The 22,331-nt window shown below is 56.0% G+C and carries 21 protein-coding genes; 11 read left to right on the top strand and 10 right to left on the bottom strand.

What is annotated here, in order from left to right:
• The first annotated feature begins 32 nt into the window (after positions 1 to 32).
• Genes RIC29_10015 through RIC29_10005 form a run of 3 tightly spaced genes read left to right on the top strand, consistent with a single transcriptional unit; the run spans position 33 to position 2,982 of the window.
• Complete coding sequence (locus RIC29_10015; protein MEQ8735249.1) at positions 33 to 740, top strand: orotate phosphoribosyltransferase; 708 nt, start codon at positions 33 to 35, stop codon at positions 738 to 740.
• A 14-nt stretch (positions 741 to 754) separates the two neighbouring features.
• Positions 755 to 1,249, top strand: a complete 495-nt coding sequence (locus tag RIC29_10010) for a GNAT family N-acetyltransferase (protein MEQ8735248.1) — start codon at positions 755 to 757, stop codon at positions 1,247 to 1,249.
• Positions 1,250 to 1,260: 11 nt separating this feature from the next.
• Positions 1,261 to 2,982, top strand: a complete 1,722-nt coding sequence (locus RIC29_10005) for a thiamine pyrophosphate-binding protein (protein ID MEQ8735247.1) — start codon at positions 1,261 to 1,263, stop codon at positions 2,980 to 2,982.
• 131 nt (positions 2,983 to 3,113) lie between these two features.
• Here RIC29_10005 and RIC29_10000 read toward each other — a convergent pair whose 3' ends face one another.
• From RIC29_10000 to RIC29_09985, 4 genes are all read right to left on the bottom strand, one after another.
• Positions 3,114 to 3,320, bottom strand: coding sequence for a cold-shock protein (locus RIC29_10000; GenBank protein MEQ8735246.1), 207 nt, complete (start codon positions 3,318 to 3,320; stop codon positions 3,114 to 3,116).
• 667 nt (positions 3,321 to 3,987) lie between these two features.
• Complete coding sequence (locus RIC29_09995; protein ID MEQ8735245.1) at positions 3,988 to 4,809, bottom strand: DUF1838 family protein; 822 nt, start codon at positions 4,807 to 4,809, stop codon at positions 3,988 to 3,990.
• A gap of 155 nt (positions 4,810 to 4,964) precedes the next feature.
• Positions 4,965 to 6,467, bottom strand: coding sequence for an amidohydrolase family protein (locus RIC29_09990; GenBank protein ID MEQ8735244.1), 1,503 nt, complete (start codon positions 6,465 to 6,467; stop codon positions 4,965 to 4,967).
• Between the two features lie 142 nt (positions 6,468 to 6,609).
• Entirely contained in the window at positions 6,610 to 7,497 is an 888-nt protein-coding gene (locus tag RIC29_09985) for a LysR family transcriptional regulator (GenBank protein ID MEQ8735243.1), read from the bottom strand.
• Positions 7,498 to 7,599: 102 nt separating this feature from the next.
• Here RIC29_09985 and RIC29_09980 point away from each other — a divergent pair, with 102 nt between their 5' ends.
• Complete coding sequence (locus tag RIC29_09980) at positions 7,600 to 8,349, top strand: class I SAM-dependent methyltransferase (GenBank protein MEQ8735242.1); 750 nt, start codon at positions 7,600 to 7,602, stop codon at positions 8,347 to 8,349.
• 130 nt (positions 8,350 to 8,479) lie between these two features.
• Positions 8,480 to 9,172 carry a DUF2306 domain-containing protein gene (locus tag RIC29_09975; protein ID MEQ8735241.1) on the top strand — a complete coding sequence of 231 codons (693 nt, stop codon included), beginning with the start codon at positions 8,480 to 8,482 and terminating at the stop codon, positions 9,170 to 9,172.
• Between the two features lie 46 nt (positions 9,173 to 9,218).
• Here the strand turns inward: RIC29_09975 and RIC29_09970 are convergent, their stop codons facing one another.
• Together RIC29_09970 and RIC29_09965 are read right to left on the bottom strand one after the other, a co-directional pair.
• Positions 9,219 to 10,718, bottom strand: a complete 1,500-nt coding sequence (locus tag RIC29_09970) for an ATP-binding protein (protein MEQ8735240.1) — start codon at positions 10,716 to 10,718, stop codon at positions 9,219 to 9,221.
• Between the two features lie 7 nt (positions 10,719 to 10,725).
• A complete protein-coding gene (locus RIC29_09965) occupies positions 10,726 to 11,463 on the bottom strand; it encodes a response regulator (GenBank protein ID MEQ8735239.1) in 738 nt (245 codons plus the stop codon).
• Positions 11,464 to 11,975: 512 nt separating this feature from the next.
• Here RIC29_09965 and RIC29_09960 point away from each other — a divergent pair.
• Positions 11,976 to 12,689, top strand: coding sequence for a hypothetical protein (locus tag RIC29_09960; GenBank protein ID MEQ8735238.1), 714 nt, complete (start codon positions 11,976 to 11,978; stop codon positions 12,687 to 12,689).
• A gap of 73 nt (positions 12,690 to 12,762) precedes the next feature.
• Here the strand turns inward: RIC29_09960 and RIC29_09955 are convergent, their stop codons facing one another.
• On the bottom strand, positions 12,763 to 13,875 hold the full coding sequence (locus RIC29_09955; GenBank protein ID MEQ8735237.1) for a DUF1838 family protein: 1,113 nt from the start codon (positions 13,873 to 13,875) through the stop codon (positions 12,763 to 12,765).
• Positions 13,876 to 14,029: 154 nt separating this feature from the next.
• Between RIC29_09955 and RIC29_09950 the strand changes: the two genes are divergently transcribed.
• Together RIC29_09950 and RIC29_09945 are read left to right on the top strand one after the other, a co-directional pair.
• Positions 14,030 to 15,001 carry an alpha/beta hydrolase gene (locus tag RIC29_09950; protein ID MEQ8735236.1) on the top strand — a complete coding sequence of 324 codons (972 nt, stop codon included), beginning with the start codon at positions 14,030 to 14,032 and terminating at the stop codon, positions 14,999 to 15,001.
• A gap of 19 nt (positions 15,002 to 15,020) precedes the next feature.
• Entirely contained in the window at positions 15,021 to 15,725 is a 705-nt protein-coding gene (locus tag RIC29_09945) for a hypothetical protein (GenBank protein ID MEQ8735235.1), read from the top strand.
• A gap of 39 nt (positions 15,726 to 15,764) precedes the next feature.
• Here the strand turns inward: RIC29_09945 and RIC29_09940 are convergent, their stop codons facing one another.
• Positions 15,765 to 16,418, bottom strand: a complete 654-nt coding sequence (locus tag RIC29_09940) for a DsbA family protein (GenBank protein ID MEQ8735234.1) — start codon at positions 16,416 to 16,418, stop codon at positions 15,765 to 15,767.
• Between the two features lie 134 nt (positions 16,419 to 16,552).
• On the bottom strand, positions 16,553 to 18,142 hold the full coding sequence (locus RIC29_09935; GenBank protein MEQ8735233.1) for a peptide ABC transporter substrate-binding protein: 1,590 nt from the start codon (positions 18,140 to 18,142) through the stop codon (positions 16,553 to 16,555).
• 156 nt (positions 18,143 to 18,298) lie between these two features.
• On the opposite strand from RIC29_09935, the gene RIC29_09930 reads away from it, so the two are divergent.
• Positions 18,299 to 18,763 carry a RidA family protein gene (locus RIC29_09930; protein MEQ8735232.1) on the top strand — a complete coding sequence of 155 codons (465 nt, stop codon included), beginning with the start codon at positions 18,299 to 18,301 and terminating at the stop codon, positions 18,761 to 18,763.
• A gap of 106 nt (positions 18,764 to 18,869) precedes the next feature.
• Complete coding sequence (locus RIC29_09925; protein MEQ8735231.1) at positions 18,870 to 20,165, top strand: phospholipase A; 1,296 nt, start codon at positions 18,870 to 18,872, stop codon at positions 20,163 to 20,165.
• Positions 20,166 to 20,193: 28 nt separating this feature from the next.
• Here RIC29_09925 and RIC29_09920 read toward each other — a convergent pair whose 3' ends face one another.
• A complete protein-coding gene (locus RIC29_09920; GenBank protein ID MEQ8735230.1) occupies positions 20,194 to 20,613 on the bottom strand; it encodes an NUDIX hydrolase in 420 nt (139 codons plus the stop codon).
• 126 nt (positions 20,614 to 20,739) lie between these two features.
• Here RIC29_09920 and RIC29_09915 point away from each other — a divergent pair, with 126 nt between their 5' ends.
• A complete protein-coding gene (locus RIC29_09915) occupies positions 20,740 to 22,272 on the top strand; it encodes an anion permease (protein ID MEQ8735229.1) in 1,533 nt (510 codons plus the stop codon).
• Positions 22,273 to 22,331: the final 59 nt, after the last annotated feature.

The raw sequence follows: 22,331 nt of genomic DNA, 5'->3' as shown, positions 1-22,331 counted from the left end.
CTCGTAAAGACAGCAGAAAGACTTTCATAAAAATGACGTCTACAAATGCTCACGCACCAACACGCTCGCCCCGCCAACAGGCGGCCGCTCGGACCATCGCGAATATCCTGCTCGAAACCAAGGCCGTCAACTTCCGGCCTGAAGAGCCATACACGCTTACGGCTGGATGGGCGAGCCCGGTTTATATTGATTGCCGCTGGTTGATTTCGTTCCCGCGTGCGCGCCGGACCATCACTCTGCTGGCCCGCGAAGAGATTGAACAGACCATCGGCTTTGAAAGCCTGGATAGCGTTGCCGGCGGCGAGACGGCTGGGATTCCGTATGCGGCGTGGATTGCGGATGCGCTGATGCTGCCGATGCAGTATGTGCGCAAAAAGCCGAAAGGCTTTGGCCGTATGGCGCAGATTGAAGGCCGCCTGGACGAAGGTTCCAAGGTGCTGCTGGTGGAAGATCTGGCGACCGATGGCGGCAGCAAGCTGGCCTTCGTGAAAGCCATTCGCGACGCTGGGGCAACGTGCAACCATACCTTCGTCGTGTTCTTCTACGGGGCCTTTCCGGGGGCGCTGGACAGCCTGCAAAAAGAAGAGGTGTCGCTGCTGTATCTGTGCACCTGGGCGGACGTTCTCGACGCCGCTGAGGCGGGAAATTATTTTGAGGCCGCCAAGATTGAAGGCGTGCGGGACTTTCTTGCCGATCCCATTGGCTGGTCAGAAGCCCATGGCGGGCGCGGCGCAGATTAAAGGACTGGCGCAGCATGGCCCGGTATAGTGTCGCTGTCCGGCGCGCGACCAAGAGAGACGCCAGCCGCATACTCGAATTGGTCAATCAATGGTATGCGGAAGACGGTGAAAAACCGATAGAACGGCTCTCCTCCCGTATTATGAAGGCGTGTTTTGGGCGGACAAGAGTCGATCATCTGCTCGTCGCCGTGGATGACGACGGCGTTGTCGGCTACGCCTATGTTCACCCCATGTACGACATCGGCATTGAAGAACCCCATTTGATGCTGGAAGACCTATACGTCACAAAGCCAAAACGCAGCCGGGGCGCCGGCAACAAACTGATGAGTGCCGTCGCCCGCCTGGCAAAACAGGAAGGCGCGATTGGTGTGGTTTGGGTGGTGCACAAGTTTAACCGCCGGGGTGTCAAGTTTTATGCCTCTCAAGGGGCAGAAAAAAGCGAGTACGACACGTTGTATCTTAAGGGCCGCGCCCTCTCGTCAAAGGCCCGCAGCATCCCCTCTATTTAGGAGATATCCCGATGTCAGAGTTTGTTCCCCCGCAACAGCCCGCGCTTGGCTGGGCCAGCGATGTGGCTGCGGAGATGCTGCAACGCGCCCGCCTGAAATACATCAGCCTGGTGCCCGGTGCGAGCTTCCGGGGGCTGCATGATTCCATCGTCAATTACCTGGGCAATAAAGACCCCGAGATGGTGCTGTGCCTGACCGAGCAAGCGGCTGTGGCCATCGCTCACGGGTATGCAAAGGTCACTGGCAAACCCATGGGCGTGGCGCTACATGCCAACATTGGGGTGATGCACGCGTCGATCAACATCTTCGATGCCTTTGCCGACCGTATGCCGATGGTGATTATGGGCGCGACCGGTCCGGTGGATGCGGCCAAACGCCGCCCCTGGATTGATTGGATTCATACCGCTGCAGATCAGGCGGCGATGGTGCGGGATTACCTCAAATGGGATGATCAGCCGGGGTCTGCTGCGGCGATTGCGGAATCCGTATTGCGGGCATACCTGATGGCCTCGACCGCGCCGATGGGGCCGACCTATGTGTGCCTGGATGCCGCCCTGCAAGAACAGGCGTTGGACGAGCCAATCGCCCTGCCCGATCCTAAACATTATCCCGTGGCCGCACCCCCAGGGCCGGATGCAGAGGGTCTGGAGCGCGCAGCAGAGGCGCTTCGCACCGGCAAAAACGTGGTCATTCTGGCGGGGCGTGTCTCGCGCGATGAGCAGGACTGGGCGCGCCGAATTCAACTGGCCGAAGCCCTGAATGCAAAAGTGTATACAGCGCTGAAACTGGCCGCATCATTTCCCAATTCACATCCCTTGCATGAAAAAGTCTTGCCGCTGTTTCAAGGCAAAGATGACCTGAAGGCGTTGAACGAAGCCGACGTGGTTCTCAGTCTGGACTGGCTGGATGTGAAAGCGATTTTGGACACGGCTGGGCGCAGCGAGGACGACGCGCTGACCGTGATTCATGCCTCCCTGGACCGCTATGCGCATACCGGCGCGGTGATGGATTACCTGGGCCTGCCGCGCGCCGACATCATGCTGCTGGCTGACCCGGACAGCACCACCAAGGCCCTGCTTCAAGCGCTGGATGCACCCGCCAGTTCTGAGAATGCCCGTGTAAAACCGGACGTGGTATCAGTCCCCCAAACAAAAACCATTTCTATGGCGCATTTGGCAGAGGCAACAACACACGCTCTGCGCACTCATAAAACCTGCTACGCCTGCCTGCCCTTTGGCTGGCCGGTAGACGCGTCTCCGTTTGATCATCCGCTGGACTATCTGGGCGCGGATGCCGGCGGTGTGATTGGCGCTGGGCCACCGTTTGCAATTGGCGCCGCGCTGGCGATGCAGGACACCGACCCGGAGCGCATCGTGGTGTGTGCCACTGGCGATGGGGATTTACTGTCTGGTATGGCGAGCTTATGGACTGCCGGACAGCGGCAACTGCCGGTCCTGGCGGTGATCAACAACAACCGCTCGTTCTACAATGATGAACGCCACCAAGATCGCGTGGCACAGGCGAGAAACCGTCCCCGGGCGAACAAGTGGGTGGGACAACGGCTGGATGATCCGCCGCCGGATTTGTGTGGACTGGCCAAAGCCCAAGGCTGGGCGACGGTTGGCCCGGTGGCTCTACCGGAAGATTTACCGGCCGCGTTTGAGCGTGCCATGGCATCGCTGGCACGGGGACGACCGACGCTGATTGATGTGCTGGTTGATCCTGACGCATAGGGTCCGATCTGCAAATTCCAGGCACAAAAAAACCAACAAGCCTGACGGAGCCGTTGGTTTTAGTGTACCTCTTAAAAGAACGCCGCACTCACCGAAGTGAGTGCGGTGTACTCAACTGAGATCGCCGAGACTTATTCGACGACCAAGTTTTCGGCAGAGGCTTTGCCGTTTTGGCCTTGCACGAGTTCGAATTGAACTTTTTGGCCTTCATTGAGACCGGACAATCCGGCGCGCTCAACGGCTGAGATATGGACAAAAGCGTCCTTCGAGCCGTCGTCGGGTTCGATAAACCCGTAGCCCTTGGTCGCATTGAACCACTTAACGGTTCCGCTCGGCATAGTATATTCTCCAGTAGTACGTACACACGTAGGGCCTCTCCCACAACGGGCATGAGGCCAATTAATAACCACGTTAAACACGGTTACCCTCCCTGCTTCACCCTAAGGTGGCACAGGGAAGCCCCGATTAAACTAGGTCACATTTAGACCCCTAAACGTGTCTCGGCAATGAGTCAACTGAATCTGGGGCGACTCGTTGAAGTTTCAAGCGCTATGAACCCCGCCCAGGGTCGCCAAATTCAGAGTTTCACCTTGGTTCGAGAATTATTGTTTGGGGGCTCTCCCCCTGGGTTCGAGATTTTTTGGGGGCTCTCCCCCTGGGTTCGAGATTTTTTGGGGGCTCTCCCCCTGGGTTCGGGATTTTTTGGGGGCTCTCCCCCTGGGTTCGAGCCCATGCACGACTGGTTCAGATCAAACGAGTCCATGCACGTATGATCGAAGGAACAAGCCCATGGAACCGCCTCGGCCTGCCCCCTTGGAACGAGCCCATGCACGCCGAACTATGATGCAAAGCTGACAGCCCTTGCTCAATTTTATTGAAAATAACAACTTATGTTGTTATACTTACCGTTCAAATATTACACAGGAGTCCCCTATGCCGACCTCGGGCAACAGACCTCGCCCCACAGCGTCCCACGATGCGTGATCACAGCAGAGACGCAACGGCCTATATGCCCGGGTCCTCCAAGAAGCCGGGATAGTTGGTGTCCACCCAGGTTCTGATGCCGGCTGGGGCATCGTCCGCGCCACGTTCCAGTTTTTGACCGACGGTCTGCCACGACAACACGCCGGTGCTGTCGTCCATGCCCATCCAGGGACGGAACCCGCCAAGGCTTTGATAGTTGAATGTACAGGGCCGGAACGCTGCATCGTCGTCGGCGATATCGGTCACCGTCGCGGTGTAGGTGGTCAGGGAGGACGAGGTGCTGACCGCTCCGGGCGCACGGCCTTTGTTTTTGGTGAGAAAATTCTCGCGCATGAAAATCTGCTTGCCCGTGATCATCGGCGCGGTGATCTCGCTTTCGAAGTGAAGCACCCGGTCGCTGTGCTGCCGCGCGAGCCCGTCTGGCGTAATGACGCCGCGATTGAGCGAGCGAATGTGATCCGGCGCGGCGGTCACGCCGTTGAGCGTATTGGTCCAGGTTGTTAACGGTGCGTTGGTCTCTGGGTCGCGAAAGGTGCCGCGGCCAGCTTGGGCGTCGGTTAGGGTTCCATCGGATTGGGTGGTCAAGCGCTGAAAGGTCAGACCTTCGACAGTGAGAATATGCACGGCGATATCGTTGTTGGGTTTGGCCCAGACAAAACCATTCCACCACCATAACATCAACGCACCGTCTTCCGTGCCGGCACGCATGCGACGGTAAACCTCGACTTTGTTCTCGGGCGCGGTGAGGTCCAGGGCGGCGTGTGCGCGGGTTGAAACAAGCGCGGGCGTTACCGCAAGTGCGGCTGCACCGGCAACAGCATTACGGCGCGTTATCGGCATCATCAAGCTCCCCTTGTGTTGAACCACGCGATAGCAAAGCCCATTTAAGGGCGGTGTCGTTTGAATACCTTAACTACACTAGCGAAGGGACATGGAGCATGGCGCATAGACCTGACTGTGCGTCCAGCTAGTGAGAGCGATGCGGGAGGCATGTCGGCCTACCGGTCCTGCTGCGACAAAAACCGCAAAAATTCACGCCGGTTTTTGGGACCATAGGTGAGATAGCTGGGGTCTTGCCGCTCTGCGTATTCTTGCTTGGCTTTTTCGACCGGATCGACTTTGGTGTGTTTGCGCACGTCTTCCGGTGACAGGTCATAGGCCGCCGCGCCGTTAAGGCCGAACACCTTGGCGCGAATCTCCGGCGTGATTTTCGGATAACCATATTTTTCCTGGAATTCTTCGGAAATCTGAAAGGCCCGGAAGGCCATAATCTGATCCTGTGGTGAGCCGTACCAGATGGAATCTGTGCCCCACAACACGCGGTCTTCACCAACATACTTCAGCAATTTGCCGATGACATGCGCCGCCTGGTCAGGATCACGCATCAGGTAGCGCCAAGTGCTGCCGATTTCAGCGTAGACATTCTGCGGCGCACTGGCCTTGATACCGCTGTCAACGAGCGAGGTAATCAGGTCGTCAACACCGGCGCCAGAGCCGCGCTGGTATGGCCCTTCTGGCACGCGCATGTCGTAGCCCGCGTGATAAATCATAAACGTGATGTCAGGATTTTGCGTAGCGGCAGGTCCGACGTCGCGACAGCCAGCGTATTTTAAGTTCTCGGTGTACTGCAAAAACGGCAACCCTTTGTGCACGGCAATACGGTTGATGCCAGTGGTACGCACTTTGTCGATAAACGTCTGGCCCAGATCATCATCGAGAAAATAGCCGGTGTCGTTGGGGCCGTGCTGGGTATAGGTCTTCCACGCGGCGACGTCCCAATTGGCTGCCGTTTCGTCCATTGCGATGAGGTCTTCCGCATAGGTTGGCATACAGCGGCCATGGACCATCAGGCGCTGGGTGGTGCCCAGCGCTTCGACAATGCGCATGGTCTCCGCGCCTTCCGAATACTGCGGCATCATCTCGTTGTTAGGGGCCGGCCCAAAGGACAACACAGCGATATCCGTGTCGCTGTCCATAAATACTTCTTTGACATAGGACTCACCGGTCAGACATTCGATATGACCAAGGTTGGGATCATCACCGCCGTAGTCGCACCCGGATTGGGGCGCGAAAAATTTGAAGTTGTTGCGTGCGGGGTACAACGGTGTGCCTTCGACCCAACTTTCAATGTTACCAACGTGATGAGCTTGAATGTCGAAGATGAATTCATCGCCATCCAAAGCCTCGGCGGCAGCCGCTTCATCCTTGCCGGCCTCCCACGGCAACTCGTAGGAACTGCCGCGCTTGCCCGTGGCCGCGTTGACCTCGTTAAAAGCCAGAAGTGTTGTGGCCGCGCCAGCCGTGGAGACGAGAAACTCCCGCCGCCCCTTACCGACATGCCGGGCGTTTTCATCCGCCGCATGCAGCGCCCGCGCATTGGCTTCGACATTGGCTGCGGACAGCGCACGCGGCATGAACTCGCCATTGGACGTGGTGTCGACCTTGATGGGCAGCCGAATGCCATCGGGATCGTTTTGATACGTAAGAGATTTTTTCGCCATGGTGCCCTCCCCGCCGCGTGGCTATTAAGAGACTACTCTGAAGCAAGGGCTCTGACGAGACTGCTGTGTCCTGAAACTTACGGTTTGCTTTGTTCAATTCGATTTCTTATGCCCCTCGTTGTTAAGAGACAGAGCGGCGGGCTCACTGGCCAAGGCCGTCAGACAAAAGATCGAAGATCAGGCGAATACGCGGGCTCGTTCTTAGTTCGCGATGCGCAACCAGCCAAGTTTCAATCTGTATTGGCTCGAACACTGGCCATATGTTTTCAAGCTCGGGGTATTTCTTGGCAATCTCTATCGGAAGGAAGCCGACACCGAGCCCGTTCCGAATCAACTCCAATAATAAGGGACCACTGGCCGTAGAAAAGTTGAAATTCGCTGTGGTTAGATTAAGCCCGCGTGAGGCCAAGAGGCCAAGCATCCCCTCGGGATTCTCGACCCCTACGAATTGCATTGTGGAGAATTCAGAGGCTTGTGACGGACGGCCAGCCTCTTTGACGTATGACGCGGATGCATAGAGATGTGCCGTGGTGTCGCGCATGCGCTTTGCGAACAAGTTTTCGTCTTGTGGGCGGGCGTGACGGATTGCGATGTCGGCTTCACGCCGCCGCAAGTCGCTCAAGTGGTTCGATGTAATAATCTCGACCTGAAGTTCCGGTGCTTTGGTCCTGAGTTTTTTGAGGATTGATGGCAGGTAATGTGTCGCCATCAAATCCGTGGATGCGATCACCACGTTTCCAGTAATGTTTTGAGATTGACCCGTAGCGGCGATGGATATGCTGTTGGCTGCATTTCCCATGCTGCGAAAATGCTCCAGCAACTCTGTCCCTGCCTGTGTCAGCAGAAGGGCGCGCGATGTTCTTTCAAACAGCGTAACCCCCAGCGCCTCTTCGATGCCCGCCACCTGTCGGCTGAGGGTCGGCTGTGTTAACCCAAGCGCCCGTGCCGCCGCAGACAGCGACCCTTCTTCGGCTGTTACCAGAAAGGCGCGTGCTTGATTCCAATCGAATGCTGTTCTTTTCCACTCCATTATTTAAGCATACCAGAACAACACTATTATGCAATTTCGTATGATTCGGTTTGGATTTAGCTTCCCTCTCATGGCAAGTCTCACACATGTAGGTTGGTTGCAATGAGCGTCCCTGAGCAATTAAAAGCCGCTTCAGTTGGACTCTCGGGTATGAAAACGATCCCGGTGGCAAGTCGTCAGCTTGGCTCTTGGCACGTAGCAATCAGCAGACGTATTCGGACCCCTTTGGAATTGGCTAAGCGGTATGATGCACTTGCCGGAAGCTGGGCCCGAACGGCGCATCATTTTCGGCTTGAAGACGCATATCAAGAACCGCTGATTGCAAGCGGTGCCAGGGTTGCTCTTGCGGGGACCGGGGTAAAGGTACTTGATTGTGGGATTGGATGCGGAAGCCTCTCGATCGCACTAGACCGTATTCTATCCAACCCGATCGCCTATCACGGCATTGACGTATCCGGAAAAATGCTGGCCTCAGCAGAATTTGCAATGCAACAGGCCGGACTCTCACCGAAACTCAAACAGGCCGACATCCTTTCGATACCCTACACTGATCAGTCCTTTGATCTCGTTATGGCCGCACATGTCCTTGAACATCTACCGGATCCTTGCCGGGCGATCACCGAGATGGTCCGCGTGTTGAAGCCAGGAGGTCTGCTGTTTGTTTGTATGACGCGACGTTCGGTTTTTGGCGCGCTTATTCAACTCCGTTGGCGGACATGGGCCGTCACTCAAAGACAAGGCGTCGAGTGGCTGCGCGATTGCCACTTGTCGAATATCGAGTGTCTGCCCGTCAAGCTCGGGGCGTACGCAGGACAGGCAAGTCTTGCTTTTTGGGCGCACAAGCCTGGGTGAAACAATCCAACGCACACCTATCTATTCGGGGAACAGATGTGGCACTCGACAATATTCGCGACCCGCTTAACCCCAGTGACACCCCCTAGCAGCACGCCACGCCTTAGTGCGGCAACCGAAAGAGCACCTTATGAAAATATTGAGCAGACCTGAATGGACAATATTACTCTTCATACTTATCTACTCCTTTATTCCAGCTTTTGGCGGATTGTTCAGAATACTCGAACTTACGGGTGGACCCGCAATTGCGCCTGAGAACCCGCGCGCTTTGGCTGCTCCTTTGCCAATCGTTCTGCACATTTTAAGCAGTTCCCTGTTCTGCCTTTTAGGCGCAGTGCAGTTCTTGCCAAGCATAAAGCGCCACCGCCCTGCAACCCATCGCGCTATGGGCCGCGTGACAGCTATTGCAGGCTGTGCATCTGCGGCAACTGGAGTGTGGATGACCCATTATTATGCGTTTCCTGGCGAGCTCCAGGGGAACATGCTGTATTGGGCGCGGATCACTCTGGGCTTATTGATGTTTGGCTTGATCGGATGGGCGGTCATCGCAATTATGTCTGGAAACATCTTCCAACACAGCGCTTCAATGGTCCGAGCCTATGCAATCGGCCAAGGCGCTTCAACACAGACATTCTTGGGTATTGGTTGGATTATCGTTGCTGGAACAGAGCCGCTTGGACCGCTCCGTGATGGCATGATGGTATCTGCCTGGGTGCTCAACTTGTTGGTTGCCGAATATCTGATCGGTAAATTTCTACCACCAAAGAAATTGGCGATTGCAGGATCTGAGACATGCCGCCCTCACCAAAATGACTGGTCTTAGGATGTTAGAGCCATTGAACCATTAGAAACTAGGGCAATAATCTACGCTAACTCTGCATGGGCAGCGTGACCCGCGTGCGTAAACCACCTTCAGCGCGGTTGATTAGCTCGATATCACCGCCCATGGACCGGATGGCGTTGCGGGCGATGGTCATCCCCAGCCCGGTGCCGCCGGTATCGCGCGAGCGCGAGGTTTCCAAACGATAGAATGGGTTAAACACCTGTTCTTTCTGATCGTCGGGTATGCCGGGGCCTGAATCGTCAATCAGAATTTCAACAACCTCGTCCAAGCGAGTGAGTTTAACCTCGGCCTTTTCGCCGTACTTGATCGCGTTCTCAACAAGGTTGGTGAGTGCCCGTTTCAATCCCAGCGGCCTTACAAAGAGCTCCAAACTTTGTGGGCCATTGTAGGTGGCCTGCACCCCTGATTCTGTTTCATCGCTGACAATCCGCGCGACCAAGGCCGCAACATCAGTGATGTCCGCAGCCTCATTGGCGGCATCATCCCGCGCGAAAGCCAGCGTGGATTTGATCATCGCTTCCATGTCATCGAGGTCAGACAGCATTTTGTCGCGCTGCGCGTCATCATCAATGAACTCAGCGCGCAGGCGCATGCGCGTGATGGGGGTGCGCAGGTCATGTGAAATAGCCGCTAGCATTTGTGTGCGGTCTTGAACAAAGCGTTGCAACCGGCTTTGCATGGTGTTGAACGCCCGCGCGGCGCGGCGCACTTCGCCGGTCCCGGTCTCGGCCAAGGGTTCTGCATTGAGGCTCATGCCGAGGCGCTCGGCGGCGGCGGCAAACAATAGCACGGGCTGGGTGGCCCGGCGTACGGCCCACACCGCAAGACTGGCAATCAGAAGCGTTATTACCGTGGTCCAGAGCCACGGCAGGCTGCGCGCACTGTCTTCCGTAAGATCAAGGTCAACACGGGCGTTTAGCCAGGCATTTTCGCCGAAGCGAATAGACGCGCGGACAAAGGGCTGAAAGCCGCGGATGTCTCTAAACGTTTGGTCCAATTCAAAACCGCGGCGGTCTGGATTAAAGCGCCCCTCAGGCCCAGGCCGGGGGCCGAATTCACTCTCCTGCGGTGGCGGAGGGTGGTCCATTTCATCGCGATGACGGCGCATATTGCGTCGCACTTCTTCCTCTGTTGGAAAGCGTTCATCACCGAGAGTTTCGACGATGCGGCTGTCGGTATAGATTTCTGTGCCTTCCGGGAATTCACGTTGCAGCTTGCGGAACACAATCCGAGACACAAACGAGTCATCAGATTCTCTGACGATGGGACGGTTGGTGATGATCATACGCAACCCCGGAGAGTTGAGGCGCCGGATCAAAGCGCGTTGCTCGCGCGGATCGGTTTGTTCAATCACCCGCTTAAACACGATCAACTGATCGGCCGCCTGACTGGAAGCCACGGCGGCGGCGCGGTCATCGCTGAAAATAAAATAGGCCAACAACGATGTGCCATAGATCAGGATCACGGCTGCTGCGACAACAGAGAAGACCCACCCCCCAAGGCTGTCAGGAAGAATGCGTTTCATGATCCGGTTAAACCCGTTCAACCTCGGCGGTGAGCATGTAGCCACCTCCGCGTACGGTTTTGATCAGCGTGGGCTCGCGATAGTCGGGTTCGATTTTTTTGCGCAGACGGCCAACCTGCACATCAATAGAGCGGTCAAAGGGAATCGCCGAACGGCCCTTGGCCATATCCAGCAATTGATCGCGGTTGAGAATGCGTTGCGGGTGTTCGACAAAAGCCAGCAACAGGTCGTACTCGCCAGCGGTGATATCGATCTCGTCTTCACCATTGTACAAAGACCGTGTGGCCGGATCTAAGGAGAAGCCAGCGAAGGCGTAACGCCCTGAAGCTTCGCCGTCGGTGCGGGGCGGCGCGCCCCCCTGCTCGGCCCGGCGCAACACCGCTTTAATGCGGGCGGCCAGTTCGCGGGGATTAAACGGCTTGGCCATATAATCGTCAGCGCCGACTTCAAGTCCGATGATCCGGTCCACGTCCTCGCCCATGGCGGTGAGCATGATCACCGGCATGTTGGACTCGGCCCGAACCTTGCGGCAGAGGGTCAAACCATCTTCACCCGGCATCATCAAATCCAAGACGATCAGATCGACCTGCCAGTCGGCTAGGGCCTTCTTCATTTCTCGGCCATCGCGGGCGGTGGTGACCCGAAACTCGTGTTTGACCAGAAAGCGGGACAAGAGATCTCTAATTTCTGCGTCGTCGTCGACAATCAGAATATGAGGCTTGGTATTTTCGGTGACTGTGTTCATGGCCAGGATATTACAGGCGAATGACTGAAAAACACCACTATTCCCGCAACAAACGGTAACGAACCGGCCTTCTGTTACCGCCAGTTACACTTTTCCATGGTTTGCGACATCGCTGCGTTACAGACGGCAGGCATAGTGGGCCCATCAAAATTACAGAGCACGAAATTACAGAGCTTCAAACATCCGGCCCCGCCAAACAGACAGAGCGACCCGGACACAAAAAAAGGACGAAAACGATGGACACCATTTTGAACACCGCAGTCACCAGCCTGGTTCTTCTTACCACCTGGGCGACTGTCGCCTCGACCGTAGCTGCCGCTTGCCCCCTTTAACGGCAGCTACATCCCCCACCGGGCCCGGCGAAATCCTCCCCTAAGGAAATTCCCTCTGGGAAAATCCCCAATCCCTTAAGCCGGGTCCGGAAGGTGGCCTGATCCCCCATCATCACAATGGGCCACCGCTGACCACCCTCCCCTGACTCCCCCAGGGGCTAAGAACAAAGGACGTAAATCATGAACAAGAATTTTATCATCGAAAACGCTATTAAAACGTCATTAACCGCTTTTGTGTTGCTGGCCTGCTGGGCCGTCCTCAGCCCGACTTTTGCCGCTGAAGACAACTCTGACCCCCGCGCTGACCATCGTGCCCGCTTTGAAGAGCGCCAACAAGAACGCATGGAGCGCATGGATAAGGATCTGTCCGCCGACCAAGTGCGCGCTATTGTAGAAGGCCGCATCGCCAGCATGGGCGACACCAATCTTAAAGTTGGCGGCATCACCGAAAGCGCCAACGACACCGTGTTGGTCGATATCGTCACCAAGGATGACTCCTTGGTGCAGACGGTTGAAATTTCCACCCGCACCGGACGCCCCGCTGATATGGACCGCCGGTTCGACCGTGAAGGCCGCCGTAGTGAGTTACGTGGCCCAGGACGCGACCATAAAGGACCGCATGGTCAGTTTGCCCGTGGCAAGCGTGGCGGTAATTTCTCTTCCCTGGCGCTGGCCATGGGACCGAGAAATGGAGATTTGGGTCTGACCGTTGCACAAGCCCGCACCCTGGCCGAGTCTCGCTTGATCCTATCTGGCAACGACCGCTTAAAAGTTGGGTCTGTGGAAGCCATCGACGATGACACGATCATTGTTGAAATCCTGACCATCGATGACTCCCTGGTCGTGCGCCGCAGCATTGACCGCGACAATGGCCGGATGCATCCGGTTCGCTAAGAGCCCTTAACGACCTCACGCAAAAAGGGGCGGCTTTTGAGCCGCCCCTTTTCTTTTGGCTTACTCTTTTAGCTTATAAGGCCCCAGACCCGGTGGGTGGACCAGCCACATTGTCGGGGCGTTTTTCCGCCCAGGCGTAATCTGGATTTTCAGGGGGCACGTCCGCCGCGTAACAGGACCAGGTATCGACCCGGAAACTTTTCATCTCCCATGTGTCAGGCAGCGTTAGATAGTCCGGTGCGTGCTTCTCAATATACGCGAGCACTTTCGGGCGCACTTCGGCGGTGCCGGGCAACCCCTTGTGACTGTGCATACGGCCAAACATCTGGAGATCTTCCATGCCACTACCGCCCATCATCATCCACGGCCAAGCCTGAGAGATGCGCGAGAACCCGGCAACAAACCGCGCGGTCGGCAAACTGCGGTCTTCAAGTTCAGTCTTCGACATATGAAAGGTGAAGTGTTCGGACGGTGAGATGCGCGCGCCCGTTGAGGCTTTGGGCCAGCCTTCCGGTGTGACGGGATTGGTGTATTCGTGGGTGTAATCCCAGTTCAGCATCAAATCATCGCCGTATTGCTGGAACGGCAGAATGAACGGAATCTTTCCGGTCTCGTCAGGGAACACTGTGCCTTCGTTCATTTTGGTCGGTGCGTCGGTCGCCTTACCAAAGTTGAAGGTAGACATTTCGTTATCCATCTTGCGCACCAGCAACGGATTATAGAAATGATACACCGGGACGGTTTCGCCGGTGATCGGGTTGTCCCAGGTTTCCAGAATATCGCCGGTCCGCAGATCCGTGAAAAAACCGGTCTCGCGGGACACGCGGGTCAAGGTGCCATCCGGCTCCCAGCGCGCTTGCAGAACACCCGTGCCTTCATAGCCGAACACCGGGATCATGCGATTGGTGCCACTGCGGATATACATCAGGCCGTGAAAGCCGCCGATGATGGGCTTCTCAAACGATGACCAGATTTTCGCGAAAGCATAAAGATTGTCTTTGGGGTCGTTGTAGTTGAGCCCGCCATCTGAGGCTGGCGCCGCCGCAGATACCGGCGCTGAGGCCGGCAGCCCTGCCGCCGAGGCCCCGGCAATCGTCAGCGCCCCCGTGCCGAACCCGCGCAAGACAGACCGCCTTGAGGCGCTGGGTGTCAGGACTGAGTCCGTCGTGAAATCTGATGGCAGCATAGCTGGCCTCCCCCCGATCAAACACAAACTGTAGGCTGATGGCGCAAGACGTGTAAAGCGCCACACGATGAACGCGGCACGTTCCCAAGCTAGCCACCTCTGGCCTGAGCGCAAGAGATACGTCTATTCTGGGGCATCACGAGGAGAGGGTTTCATGCTGACACGACTGACACGGCGGACCATGATGGGGGCAACAGCGGCGGCGGCCGCAACCTCGGCCACCGCAACCACCACCGTCAGCCCACGCGCCGCTGCTCAGAACTCAAAACAGAATACAACACCAGGAGATGCTGCCATGGAAGTCGATCGCGCGTTTGTCAGAATCAAAGAGGGCTTGGTGCATTACCGTCACGCCGGGGAACACACCGACGACAGCCCCCTGCCCCTGTACATGATGCATGCGGGACCGGGCTCCTCAAAAGGCCTGAGTGACTTGGTGGCGATCCTGGGCCAAACCCGCCGCTGTATTGCCGCCGACACCTTGGGCTTCGGCGAGTCTGTGCCACCGGAGCCTGAAGAGCCGGACCTGGTGTACTACGCTGACAGTGTAGTGCGCGTTTGGGATGCGCTGGGTCTGGAGAAGGTGGATGTGTACGGCAGTCATACCGGCGCCAACGTGGGCATGGAAATTGCCATCGCCCATCCCGACCGGGTGCGCAAACTGGTGTTCGACGGCGTGGCCTTGTTTGATCCAGATCTGGCCGCTGACATGCTGGAAAACTACGCCCCGAAAGTGAAGCCGCAGGAGAACGGCGAGCACTTCATCTGGGCGTGGAACTTTATGAAAGACATGGGCGTGTACTTCCCGCACTACAAACGCGATGCCGAGCACTATCTGGGCAAAGAACCCTGGCCAGCGGCCACCTTGCACAACGGGGTGATGGAAGTGATGAAAGCGATCGATCATTATTACAAAGGCTACAATGCGGTGTTCCGCCACAAAACCCATGAGCGCTTGCCTCTGGTGACGGTGCCGACCTTCTGCATGGCGCATCGGGCGGACCCGTTGCATGTATCGGTGGAAGAAGCCGCAGCCCTGGTGCCGAACTCAGAGCATCTGGTGCTGCCGGTGACGGCGAGAGAAGAGGAACGCTCTGCTGCTGTCATCAAATTTTTAGATGCTTAGCCGAATGAAAGTTTTTCGAATGAAATTTATTCACGCCGCCGCAGTTGGATTGCTGGTTCTCACCAGCAGCGCCTCTGCGCAAGACGCAAAATTATCGGACTTCCCGTTCTGGCAAAAAATGTCAGGATGGTGGGCGAGCGAGAACACCTATTTTACGGCGGACATGGACTACACGGTGCGGTCCTATAACAGTCTGGTCCATATCGAGTTGGACGGAACGCAGTTTCGCGAAAGCGAACACCGGTTTTATCCGGCAGGCATTGCCACCACACGGTATGGCAAGGGCCTGATGGCCGAGGACGAAGGGATTGAGCTGATCATCATCACCACAGGCGAACTGGTTGATGAGGATGGTACATTGGGCAAGATCCAGATGGACCATAGCTCAGGAGCTTATGACCCGTCTGTGGTTTACAAAGTCTTAGGTGATGACGATGGCGTGCGCGTGCGCCCCAGCGCAAAGACCGGCGTGGACACCTACCGCATGTATTTCAACTTCACGACGCCCAACCACCGGTTCCGGCAAAACTTCGGGATCATTTATGATGAAGACGAAGATGTTGGCGGGCTGCGCGCCTTTATTCTGTATCAGGACAAACGGATTGAGCGCTCTGACTTTAAAGCTAAGCAAGCTGAATACAGAGCGCGGCACAACGTCAAGGTGATCAGCACTGCTGACCCGGACCAACCAGGGCAGTCCTGGGTGCGGCGCTTGGACGACTAACTGAAAACGCTCTATCTGGCAGGTGTTATCTGGTGGGTGCTATCTGGCGCGGGCTTCCGCGACTTCCTGGTCGAAGTTGATGGCCGAGGTGACGGTGTCTGACGACAGCCCCGACAGCACTTTATCGTCAACGATGTAACCGGGCACCACTGAGATTTTGAGCTTGCGGGCCAGATTGAAGTTTTCGATGAGCTGGTCGGTCACTGCCGGAGACTGCATATCCTGGCGCAGCTTGGCGACATCCAACCCAACGTTTTCGGCAATTTTAAACACCCGGTCTTCATCAAGCTGACCACGGTGATCCATGAGCGCGTTGTGAATCACTTCGTGCTTGCCTTGCAGGTCCGCCGCCAAAGCCGCCTTTGAGGCCACAACAGACACTGCACTGAGGATGGGAAAGTCTTTGATCACAAACTTGATGTTGCCATCCCGTTTGACCAACTCTTTCAGGCGCGGTTCCGCCGCCTTGCAATACGGGCACTGGTAATCAAAAAATTCAACAATGGTGACGTCGCCGTTGGGATTGCCGATAACTGGGGTGCCTGGATCATTGCGCAATTCAAAGGCCAAACGGGCGGCCCGTTCGTTGGCGTCGCGCTGCATCTCAGCATCAACCGCATGACTCATGAACGGCATGCCCAACGCTAAAGCCAAAGCAACTGCAGGAAGGGTTTTGCTAAGCATGCGGATCATGGCAGCCTCATCTTTCAAAAAAGCGGACTCCACTATGGCTTGAGTCCCGGTGCAAGGTCGATCAGCATCGCGCTATCACACAGGATCGTGATCACATGTCCGGACCACCCGCGTTTTGAAAGGCCGGGATGGACCTAATCTTTAAACGATAAATACCGGGTCCGGTGGGTGTTGGTGATGTTGTCTTCAAAGCCGGCGATGCGCTTGGACACCAGATTGCGATGGGTGCTGAAATCCATCGGGATGATGGGGTGGTCGTTGAGCATCAGTTGCTCCGCCTCTGACATCAGGCGCGCCCGCTCGACCATATCCAAAGTTTTCGCCGCTTGGTTAATCAGCGCATCATAGTCCGGGTTGCAGTACCCAGCCCAGTTGAGTGGGCCCGCTTCACACATCAGCAGATACAAGAAATTATAGGGATCGTTGTAGTCAGCGACCCAGCCGCCATCGCCCATCTGATAATCGCGCTGCTCCATCCGTGCATAGGTTACGCGGGCTTCCATGGCCACAACATCGGCGATCACACCCGCACGCCGCAGCATCGCCGCAATGGCGGAAATCCGTCGGCCATTGTCGTAGGAATTGCGGTAGATCAGATCGAACGTCAGCGGATTGCTATCATCGTAACCAGCCTCGGCGAGCAGGCGTTTGGCGTCTTCGGTTCTGGCCTCCATAGACAATCCTGCAAAATCCAGTTGCGCACCGGCCTGATAATTGGCGGTCAGCGGCGGCACCAAGGAATAGGCAGAGATATTGCCAACGGCGACCACGCGCTGATTGATGATGCCGCGGTCGATCAGCATGGAGACGGCTTTGCGCACCCGCACGTCATCAAATGGCGGACGCGTCACGTTCAGCGGCATATAACTGGAACTGAGATAGGGATACACCCGCGCCTCGCCCGGAAGTTCTTTCAGCAGGTCTTCCAGCTGCGCCGCCGGAAACGCACCGGTGGTGATGTTCATGTCCAGTTCGCCGGACTTAAACATTTTGACAGCCGTGCGACTGTCCTCAATGGGATAAAAGTAGACCGTGTCGATGGCGACGTTATCTGCGTCATAAAATAGCGGGTTCTTGGTCACTTTAACGTGGCCGTTCGACACCCACTCCTGCAATACATAGGCCCCGTTGGACACCATGTTGCCGGGACGCACCCAGTCATCGCCATGCTCCTCGACCACATGCTGGGGGATGGGGTAGGTGGTGTAGTGGGTTAAGAGTTCAGGCAAAAACGGCGCCGGACTCTCCAGGGTTATTTCAACGGTTTGAGCGTCGATGGCCCGCACGCCTGCATCTGTTGGGTCCATCTCGCCGGTGTTAACGGCATAGGCGTTTTTGACTTGATAGAGAAGAGACGCATAGCGCGCGGCGGTCATGGGATTGAGAATGCGGCGGAAGCCGAACACCACATCGCTGGCCTTAACCGGCACCCCGTCTGACCAAAACAGATTGTCCCGCAGCGTGAAGGTATAAACCAAACCATCTTCGCTGACGGTCCAGCTTTCCGCCGAACCCGGAACAACGTCGCCTTTTGCATTTTTTGCGGTGAGGCCCAAAAACATGTCGGCAATGATGTCGTGTTCCCAAACGCTGGCCGCGCGATGCGGGTCCAAAGTGTCCGGCTCTGTGCCATTTCCCCGATGCAGCACAGCTTCGGCAAACGCAGGACTCATGCCGACGATTGAGAGAATCACAGCCAGAAAAACAGATCGCAGGACAAACATGCAGTCGCTCCGCAGGGTGAAAGATGGGTTGCGGCGAACCATACCGGTTGGACAGGCGTTTGTGTCAAGGTGATTCGGTTGACGGGCAGACAAAGCTCCCTCACCCTTGAACACGTCATCCTTGGCGCATCTCAAAACCTATTGAAAGGATAAGCCGTGCCTCAGACTTCTTCACTCACCACAACGCTTGCCGCAGTGGCCGTCACCTGTATGGCGTGTGCCGCGTCAGCAGCCGACACAACGTCTACAAACATCGTGCGCAATCCCACCGGCGGTTACACGCAGCGCAGTGTTGAAATTCCGCCAGGCTCACGCATCCTGTTCATCAGCGGTCAAACAGCGACGGATGCTGAGGGTTTCACGCCGCCGGATGCCGAAACCCAGGCAGATATTGTTTACGCCAAAGTCGAACAAACCTTGAAAGACGCAGGCATGGACTGGAGCGATGTGGTGAAAACCAATCTGTATATGATCAACCCGGCTGATATTGGTGCGATTGTCAAAGCAGGCCAGAAATACAATCCGGGCGGCACGCAAGCCGGCACCTTGGTCTATGTCAAAGCGCTGGCCTTACCAGAGGTGTTGATTGAGCTTGAAGCCGTGGCGGCCAAAAAAGAATAATCATTTAACGCAACAGTTAACGCTCATCATCGTTTAAATAGTCCCCGACTATTTGCCGCACATAAATCCTGAAGCACTTTGCTTCCTGAAAATTGGAGACAATGAGATGCGTCGCTTTCTCATAAGTATGGTGTTTGGCCTCTTTATGGCCTATCCCGCAGTCGCCGAGACCACAGCAAAGGCCATTTTGATCGCGCCCGATGGACTGCTATGGCCCGGGGAAGTCACGTCCGTGGACGTGATGTTTACGAATCCGTCAGATGCTCCGCTTGAGGTCAAGATTCCTGGCCGCGTGTCTTACGTGCTGAGCGGCGGCACGGACAGCATACGGGGCCAATTAACCCGCGTGAATGCATCAACTCCCGCCACTCAGACGCTCTCTCCTGGAGCCTTCGTGACCCAGACCTACGAATTAACGGTGCCAGCCGCCTGGACCGGATTCGCGAGACTGGAAGTCGATCTGCCGGAAAAACCGGTTGTCCTGGTCGAGGTCGCCTCACCTGCGACGCAATCCGCGCGGGCTGTGCGCGCGCCCTCTACAGAATTGACACTGACTTCCGCAAACGCAGCCACGGATGAGGGATCGGTGATCGAAACGATCTCGGCCGCTGTCGATGACGTCTACCAGCCCACTGAGGATGCGCCCTTTGGCATCCATGAGCCGATGTACTTTGTTTATGGTCTCAATCCTGACGAGGTCAAATTCCAGATCAGTTTCAAATACCGGCTGTTTCACAATATTAAGGACACCTCCCCCTTGCGCTGGCTGCAAAACCTGAACGTCGCCTATACGCAATTGTCGTTTTGGGACTTTGATTCCGCGTCCAAGCCGTTCCGGGATTCCTCTTATAAGCCAGAGCTTTTTTTCGACATCGGTGATCCCTCTCATCCGGAAGATCTCATTTTCCCGGGCCTCGGCCTGCGCCATGTGCGCGTCGGGTTTATGCATGAGTCCAACGGACAAGACGGCCTGGCCTCACGCAGTTTGAACTACGCCTATGTTCAGCCCGAATTTGTATATGACTTTGAACGGCCCGCCCAAGGCTGCCGGGAGTGCGAGTGGTGGGAATTATCCGTGAAGCCAAAAACATGGATGTATGTGGGCAGCACGGCTGACAACCCAGACATTGACGATTTCCGTGGCCATGCAGAAATAGCCGTGCGTTTGATGCAACGGAATGAACGTCGGCAGAGTGGTTTAGGTCTCATGGCATCCCTGCGCAAAGGCGATGCGCAGGAAAAAGCCACGTTACAGATTGACGCGACGACACCGTTTCCCTTCATCCAGAAATTGTTCACGCCAAACCTGCACGCCCAGTTTATCAGCGGCTACAGCGAGAGCCTGCTTGGCTTTGATCAGAAAGACACGCGGTTCAGAGTAGGGGTCGGCACACGTTGGTAAACCTTTCGCAACGCTGGGGTGAAGCTGGCTAAGACCAATCAGAAAACCGTAAGATCATTTTTTTGAGATCTGGTTCGTCGACCAGCCCGGCCGCTTTATCGCCCCCCATCCACATGCGTTCGCGTTTTTGAAAATGGGGATAGTCTTTTAATTCCTGCTTCACTTCGAGCGGAAACACTTTGACGCGATGCAACAGCGCTTCGTCGCCAATTTCTTTATGATACGTGTATGAACCGACGCTGGCATAATGCAGCTTGCCGATCACTCCGGCCTCTTCGAAGGCCTCTAATTCAGCAGACTCGCGCGCTGACAACCCAGGCTCGACATTCCCTTTGGGAATAATCCATCGGCGCGTATCCAGCGAGGTAATAAGCAAGAACCTCCGTCCCTCCTTTCCCTCTTGGAATGGCAAAGCGGCGCACTGCCGAAAGCGAAGTAATCCTAACATTCTGGGCCGTTTTGTTGACTGGACATTGACCATACCGCCTAAACATCGCAACTTCTGTTTCATAATTATTACAGATTTATGACTCACCCCCAAATCTTCACTGTATAGATGGGCGATTATTCCCCGATGTCATTGCTCACGCCTCCCCCAGGGCCCCTACAAAAAACACCCAAGAAAACGGCGATCGATAAAGATCTGAAACGCATTGTCCAGCTAGAGAAGGCCGCGAACTATGCCGGCTTGAAAAGCCTTGATATGGGCTTCGGGCTGCTGTTCGTTCTGGCCGTGTGGCTCTACACTTACCTGCAATCGGGGTCATCGGACGGCTACGCCGTGATCGCTATTGCCTCCATTGTCGGCGCGTACATGGCCATGAACATTGGCGCCAATGACGTCGCCAATAATGTGGGTCCGGCAGTAGGCTCAAAGGCTTTAACAATGGCTGGCGCCTTGATTATTGCGGCCACCTTCGAAGCGGCCGGGGCGCTGATTGCCGGTGGCGATGTGGTGAATACAATCTCTAAGGGGATCGTTAGTCCGGAGTCTTTTGCAGATCAAGACACCTTCATCGCAGCCATGCTGGCCGCGCTGCTGGCGGCAGCCCTATGGGTGAATCTTTCAACCTTAATCGGCGCGCCGGTGTCGACCACACACTCAATTGTCGGCGGGGTTATGGGGGCTGGCATCGCAGCGGCAGGGCTCACCGCCGTTGATTGGCCCGTCATGTCAGCGATTGCGGCAAGTTGGATTATCTCGCCGTTTTTAGGAGGCGTTATCGCAGCCACTTTTCTGACCTTCATCAAATTTGCAGTGCTCTTTAAAACAGACAAAGTGGCGGCGGCGCAGAGATGGATCCCGATGTTGGTGGGAATCATGGCCGCGGCGTTTTCCGTGTATCTGGTGACTAAGGGTTTAAAGAAATTATGGCAGCCTGAAGTGTGGGCTCTTGTGTTGATTGGAAGCACTGCCTTTGGCATCGCCTATGGCCTGATTCGATTTTCAGCCTTAAGAGATACCAGCCGTATTGAAAATTCGCGCAAAGCGGTGGGGCAGTTGTTTCGCAGTCCATTGATCTGCGCTGCGGCTTTATTGTCTTTCGCACATGGCTCAAATGATGTCGCCAACGCCGTCGGTCCGCTGGCGGCGATCGTCAATGCCGTGACGAGCGGAGGCGTTGCAGGTCAGGTTACCTTACCGCTTTGGATTCTCGCCATCGGCGCGATAGGCATTTCGATCGGACTTCTCTTGTTTGGTCCTAAGATCATCAAAATCGTTGGCGAGAAGATCACAAAACTTGATCCCATTCGTGCCTTTTGCGTGGCCTTGTCCGCGGCCTTGACGGTGATTATCGCGTCTGGCTTCGGCCTCCCCGTCAGTTCAACCCACATTGCCGTTGGCGGGGTGTTCGGCGTTGGGTTTCTGCGCGAATTTATCGTCAATCGACAGTTCAACCGCGCCAGCCCTAAGGGGACAGAGCCCGCCATGCTGGAAGCCCCGGACAGCTCGGATTTAGCCTTTAACCGCTGGGCTAAAGCCCGTAAGCGAAGGCTGGTTAGGCGACGCCATTTGCTTGGCATCGCCGCCGCCTGGGTGGTGACGGTGCCAGCCTCAGCGGTGCTGGCCGGGGTTCTGTTTCTGGTGGTCAACGCGCTGCTGTAGCCTCTGAATAACGCTTCATAACAAATGTTCTTGTTTTGTTCTAATTGTTGTGTATGATT

The sequence above is a fragment of the Rhodospirillaceae bacterium genome, from assembly GCA_040219235.1.
Lineage (GTDB): Bacteria > Pseudomonadota > Alphaproteobacteria > Rhodospirillales > Rhodospirillaceae > WLXB01.
Note: the sequence above shows the minus strand (reverse complement) of the source record. Positions and strands in the feature narration are given on the sequence as shown.

What these genes read in the sequence shown, in the direction of transcription:
- RIC29_09950 (MEQ8735236.1), top strand. Translation starts at nt 14,030, where the DNA reads ATGCTGACACGACTGACACGGCGGACCATGATGGGGGCAACAGCGGCG.
- RIC29_09970 (MEQ8735240.1), bottom strand. Translation starts at nt 10,718, where the DNA reads ATGAAACGCATTCTTCCTGACAGCCTTGGGGGGTGGGTCTTCTCTGTT.
- RIC29_10005 (MEQ8735247.1), top strand. Translation starts at nt 1,261, where the DNA reads ATGTCAGAGTTTGTTCCCCCGCAACAGCCCGCGCTTGGCTGGGCCAGC.
- RIC29_09955 (MEQ8735237.1), bottom strand. Translation starts at nt 13,875, where the DNA reads ATGCTGCCATCAGATTTCACGACGGACTCAGTCCTGACACCCAGCGCC.
- RIC29_09945 (MEQ8735235.1), top strand. Translation starts at nt 15,021, where the DNA reads ATGAAATTTATTCACGCCGCCGCAGTTGGATTGCTGGTTCTCACCAGC.
- RIC29_10015 (MEQ8735249.1), top strand. Translation starts at nt 33, where the DNA reads ATGACGTCTACAAATGCTCACGCACCAACACGCTCGCCCCGCCAACAG.
- RIC29_09940 (MEQ8735234.1), bottom strand. Translation starts at nt 16,418, where the DNA reads ATGATCCGCATGCTTAGCAAAACCCTTCCTGCAGTTGCTTTGGCTTTA.
- RIC29_09960 (MEQ8735238.1), top strand. Translation starts at nt 11,976, where the DNA reads ATGAACAAGAATTTTATCATCGAAAACGCTATTAAAACGTCATTAACC.
- RIC29_09965 (MEQ8735239.1), bottom strand. Translation starts at nt 11,463, where the DNA reads ATGAACACAGTCACCGAAAATACCAAGCCTCATATTCTGATTGTCGAC.
- RIC29_09980 (MEQ8735242.1), top strand. Translation starts at nt 7,600, where the DNA reads ATGAGCGTCCCTGAGCAATTAAAAGCCGCTTCAGTTGGACTCTCGGGT.
- RIC29_10000 (MEQ8735246.1), bottom strand. Translation starts at nt 3,320, where the DNA reads ATGCCGAGCGGAACCGTTAAGTGGTTCAATGCGACCAAGGGCTACGGG.
- RIC29_09915 (MEQ8735229.1), top strand. Translation starts at nt 20,740, where the DNA reads ATGTCATTGCTCACGCCTCCCCCAGGGCCCCTACAAAAAACACCCAAG.
- RIC29_09975 (MEQ8735241.1), top strand. Translation starts at nt 8,480, where the DNA reads ATGAAAATATTGAGCAGACCTGAATGGACAATATTACTCTTCATACTT.
- RIC29_09995 (MEQ8735245.1), bottom strand. Translation starts at nt 4,809, where the DNA reads ATGATGCCGATAACGCGCCGTAATGCTGTTGCCGGTGCAGCCGCACTT.
- RIC29_09990 (MEQ8735244.1), bottom strand. Translation starts at nt 6,467, where the DNA reads ATGGCGAAAAAATCTCTTACGTATCAAAACGATCCCGATGGCATTCGG.
- RIC29_10010 (MEQ8735248.1), top strand. Translation starts at nt 755, where the DNA reads ATGGCCCGGTATAGTGTCGCTGTCCGGCGCGCGACCAAGAGAGACGCC.
- RIC29_09925 (MEQ8735231.1), top strand. Translation starts at nt 18,870, where the DNA reads ATGCGTCGCTTTCTCATAAGTATGGTGTTTGGCCTCTTTATGGCCTAT.
- RIC29_09920 (MEQ8735230.1), bottom strand. Translation starts at nt 20,613, where the DNA reads ATGTTAGGATTACTTCGCTTTCGGCAGTGCGCCGCTTTGCCATTCCAA.
- RIC29_09985 (MEQ8735243.1), bottom strand. Translation starts at nt 7,497, where the DNA reads ATGGAGTGGAAAAGAACAGCATTCGATTGGAATCAAGCACGCGCCTTT.
- RIC29_09935 (MEQ8735233.1), bottom strand. Translation starts at nt 18,142, where the DNA reads ATGTTTGTCCTGCGATCTGTTTTTCTGGCTGTGATTCTCTCAATCGTC.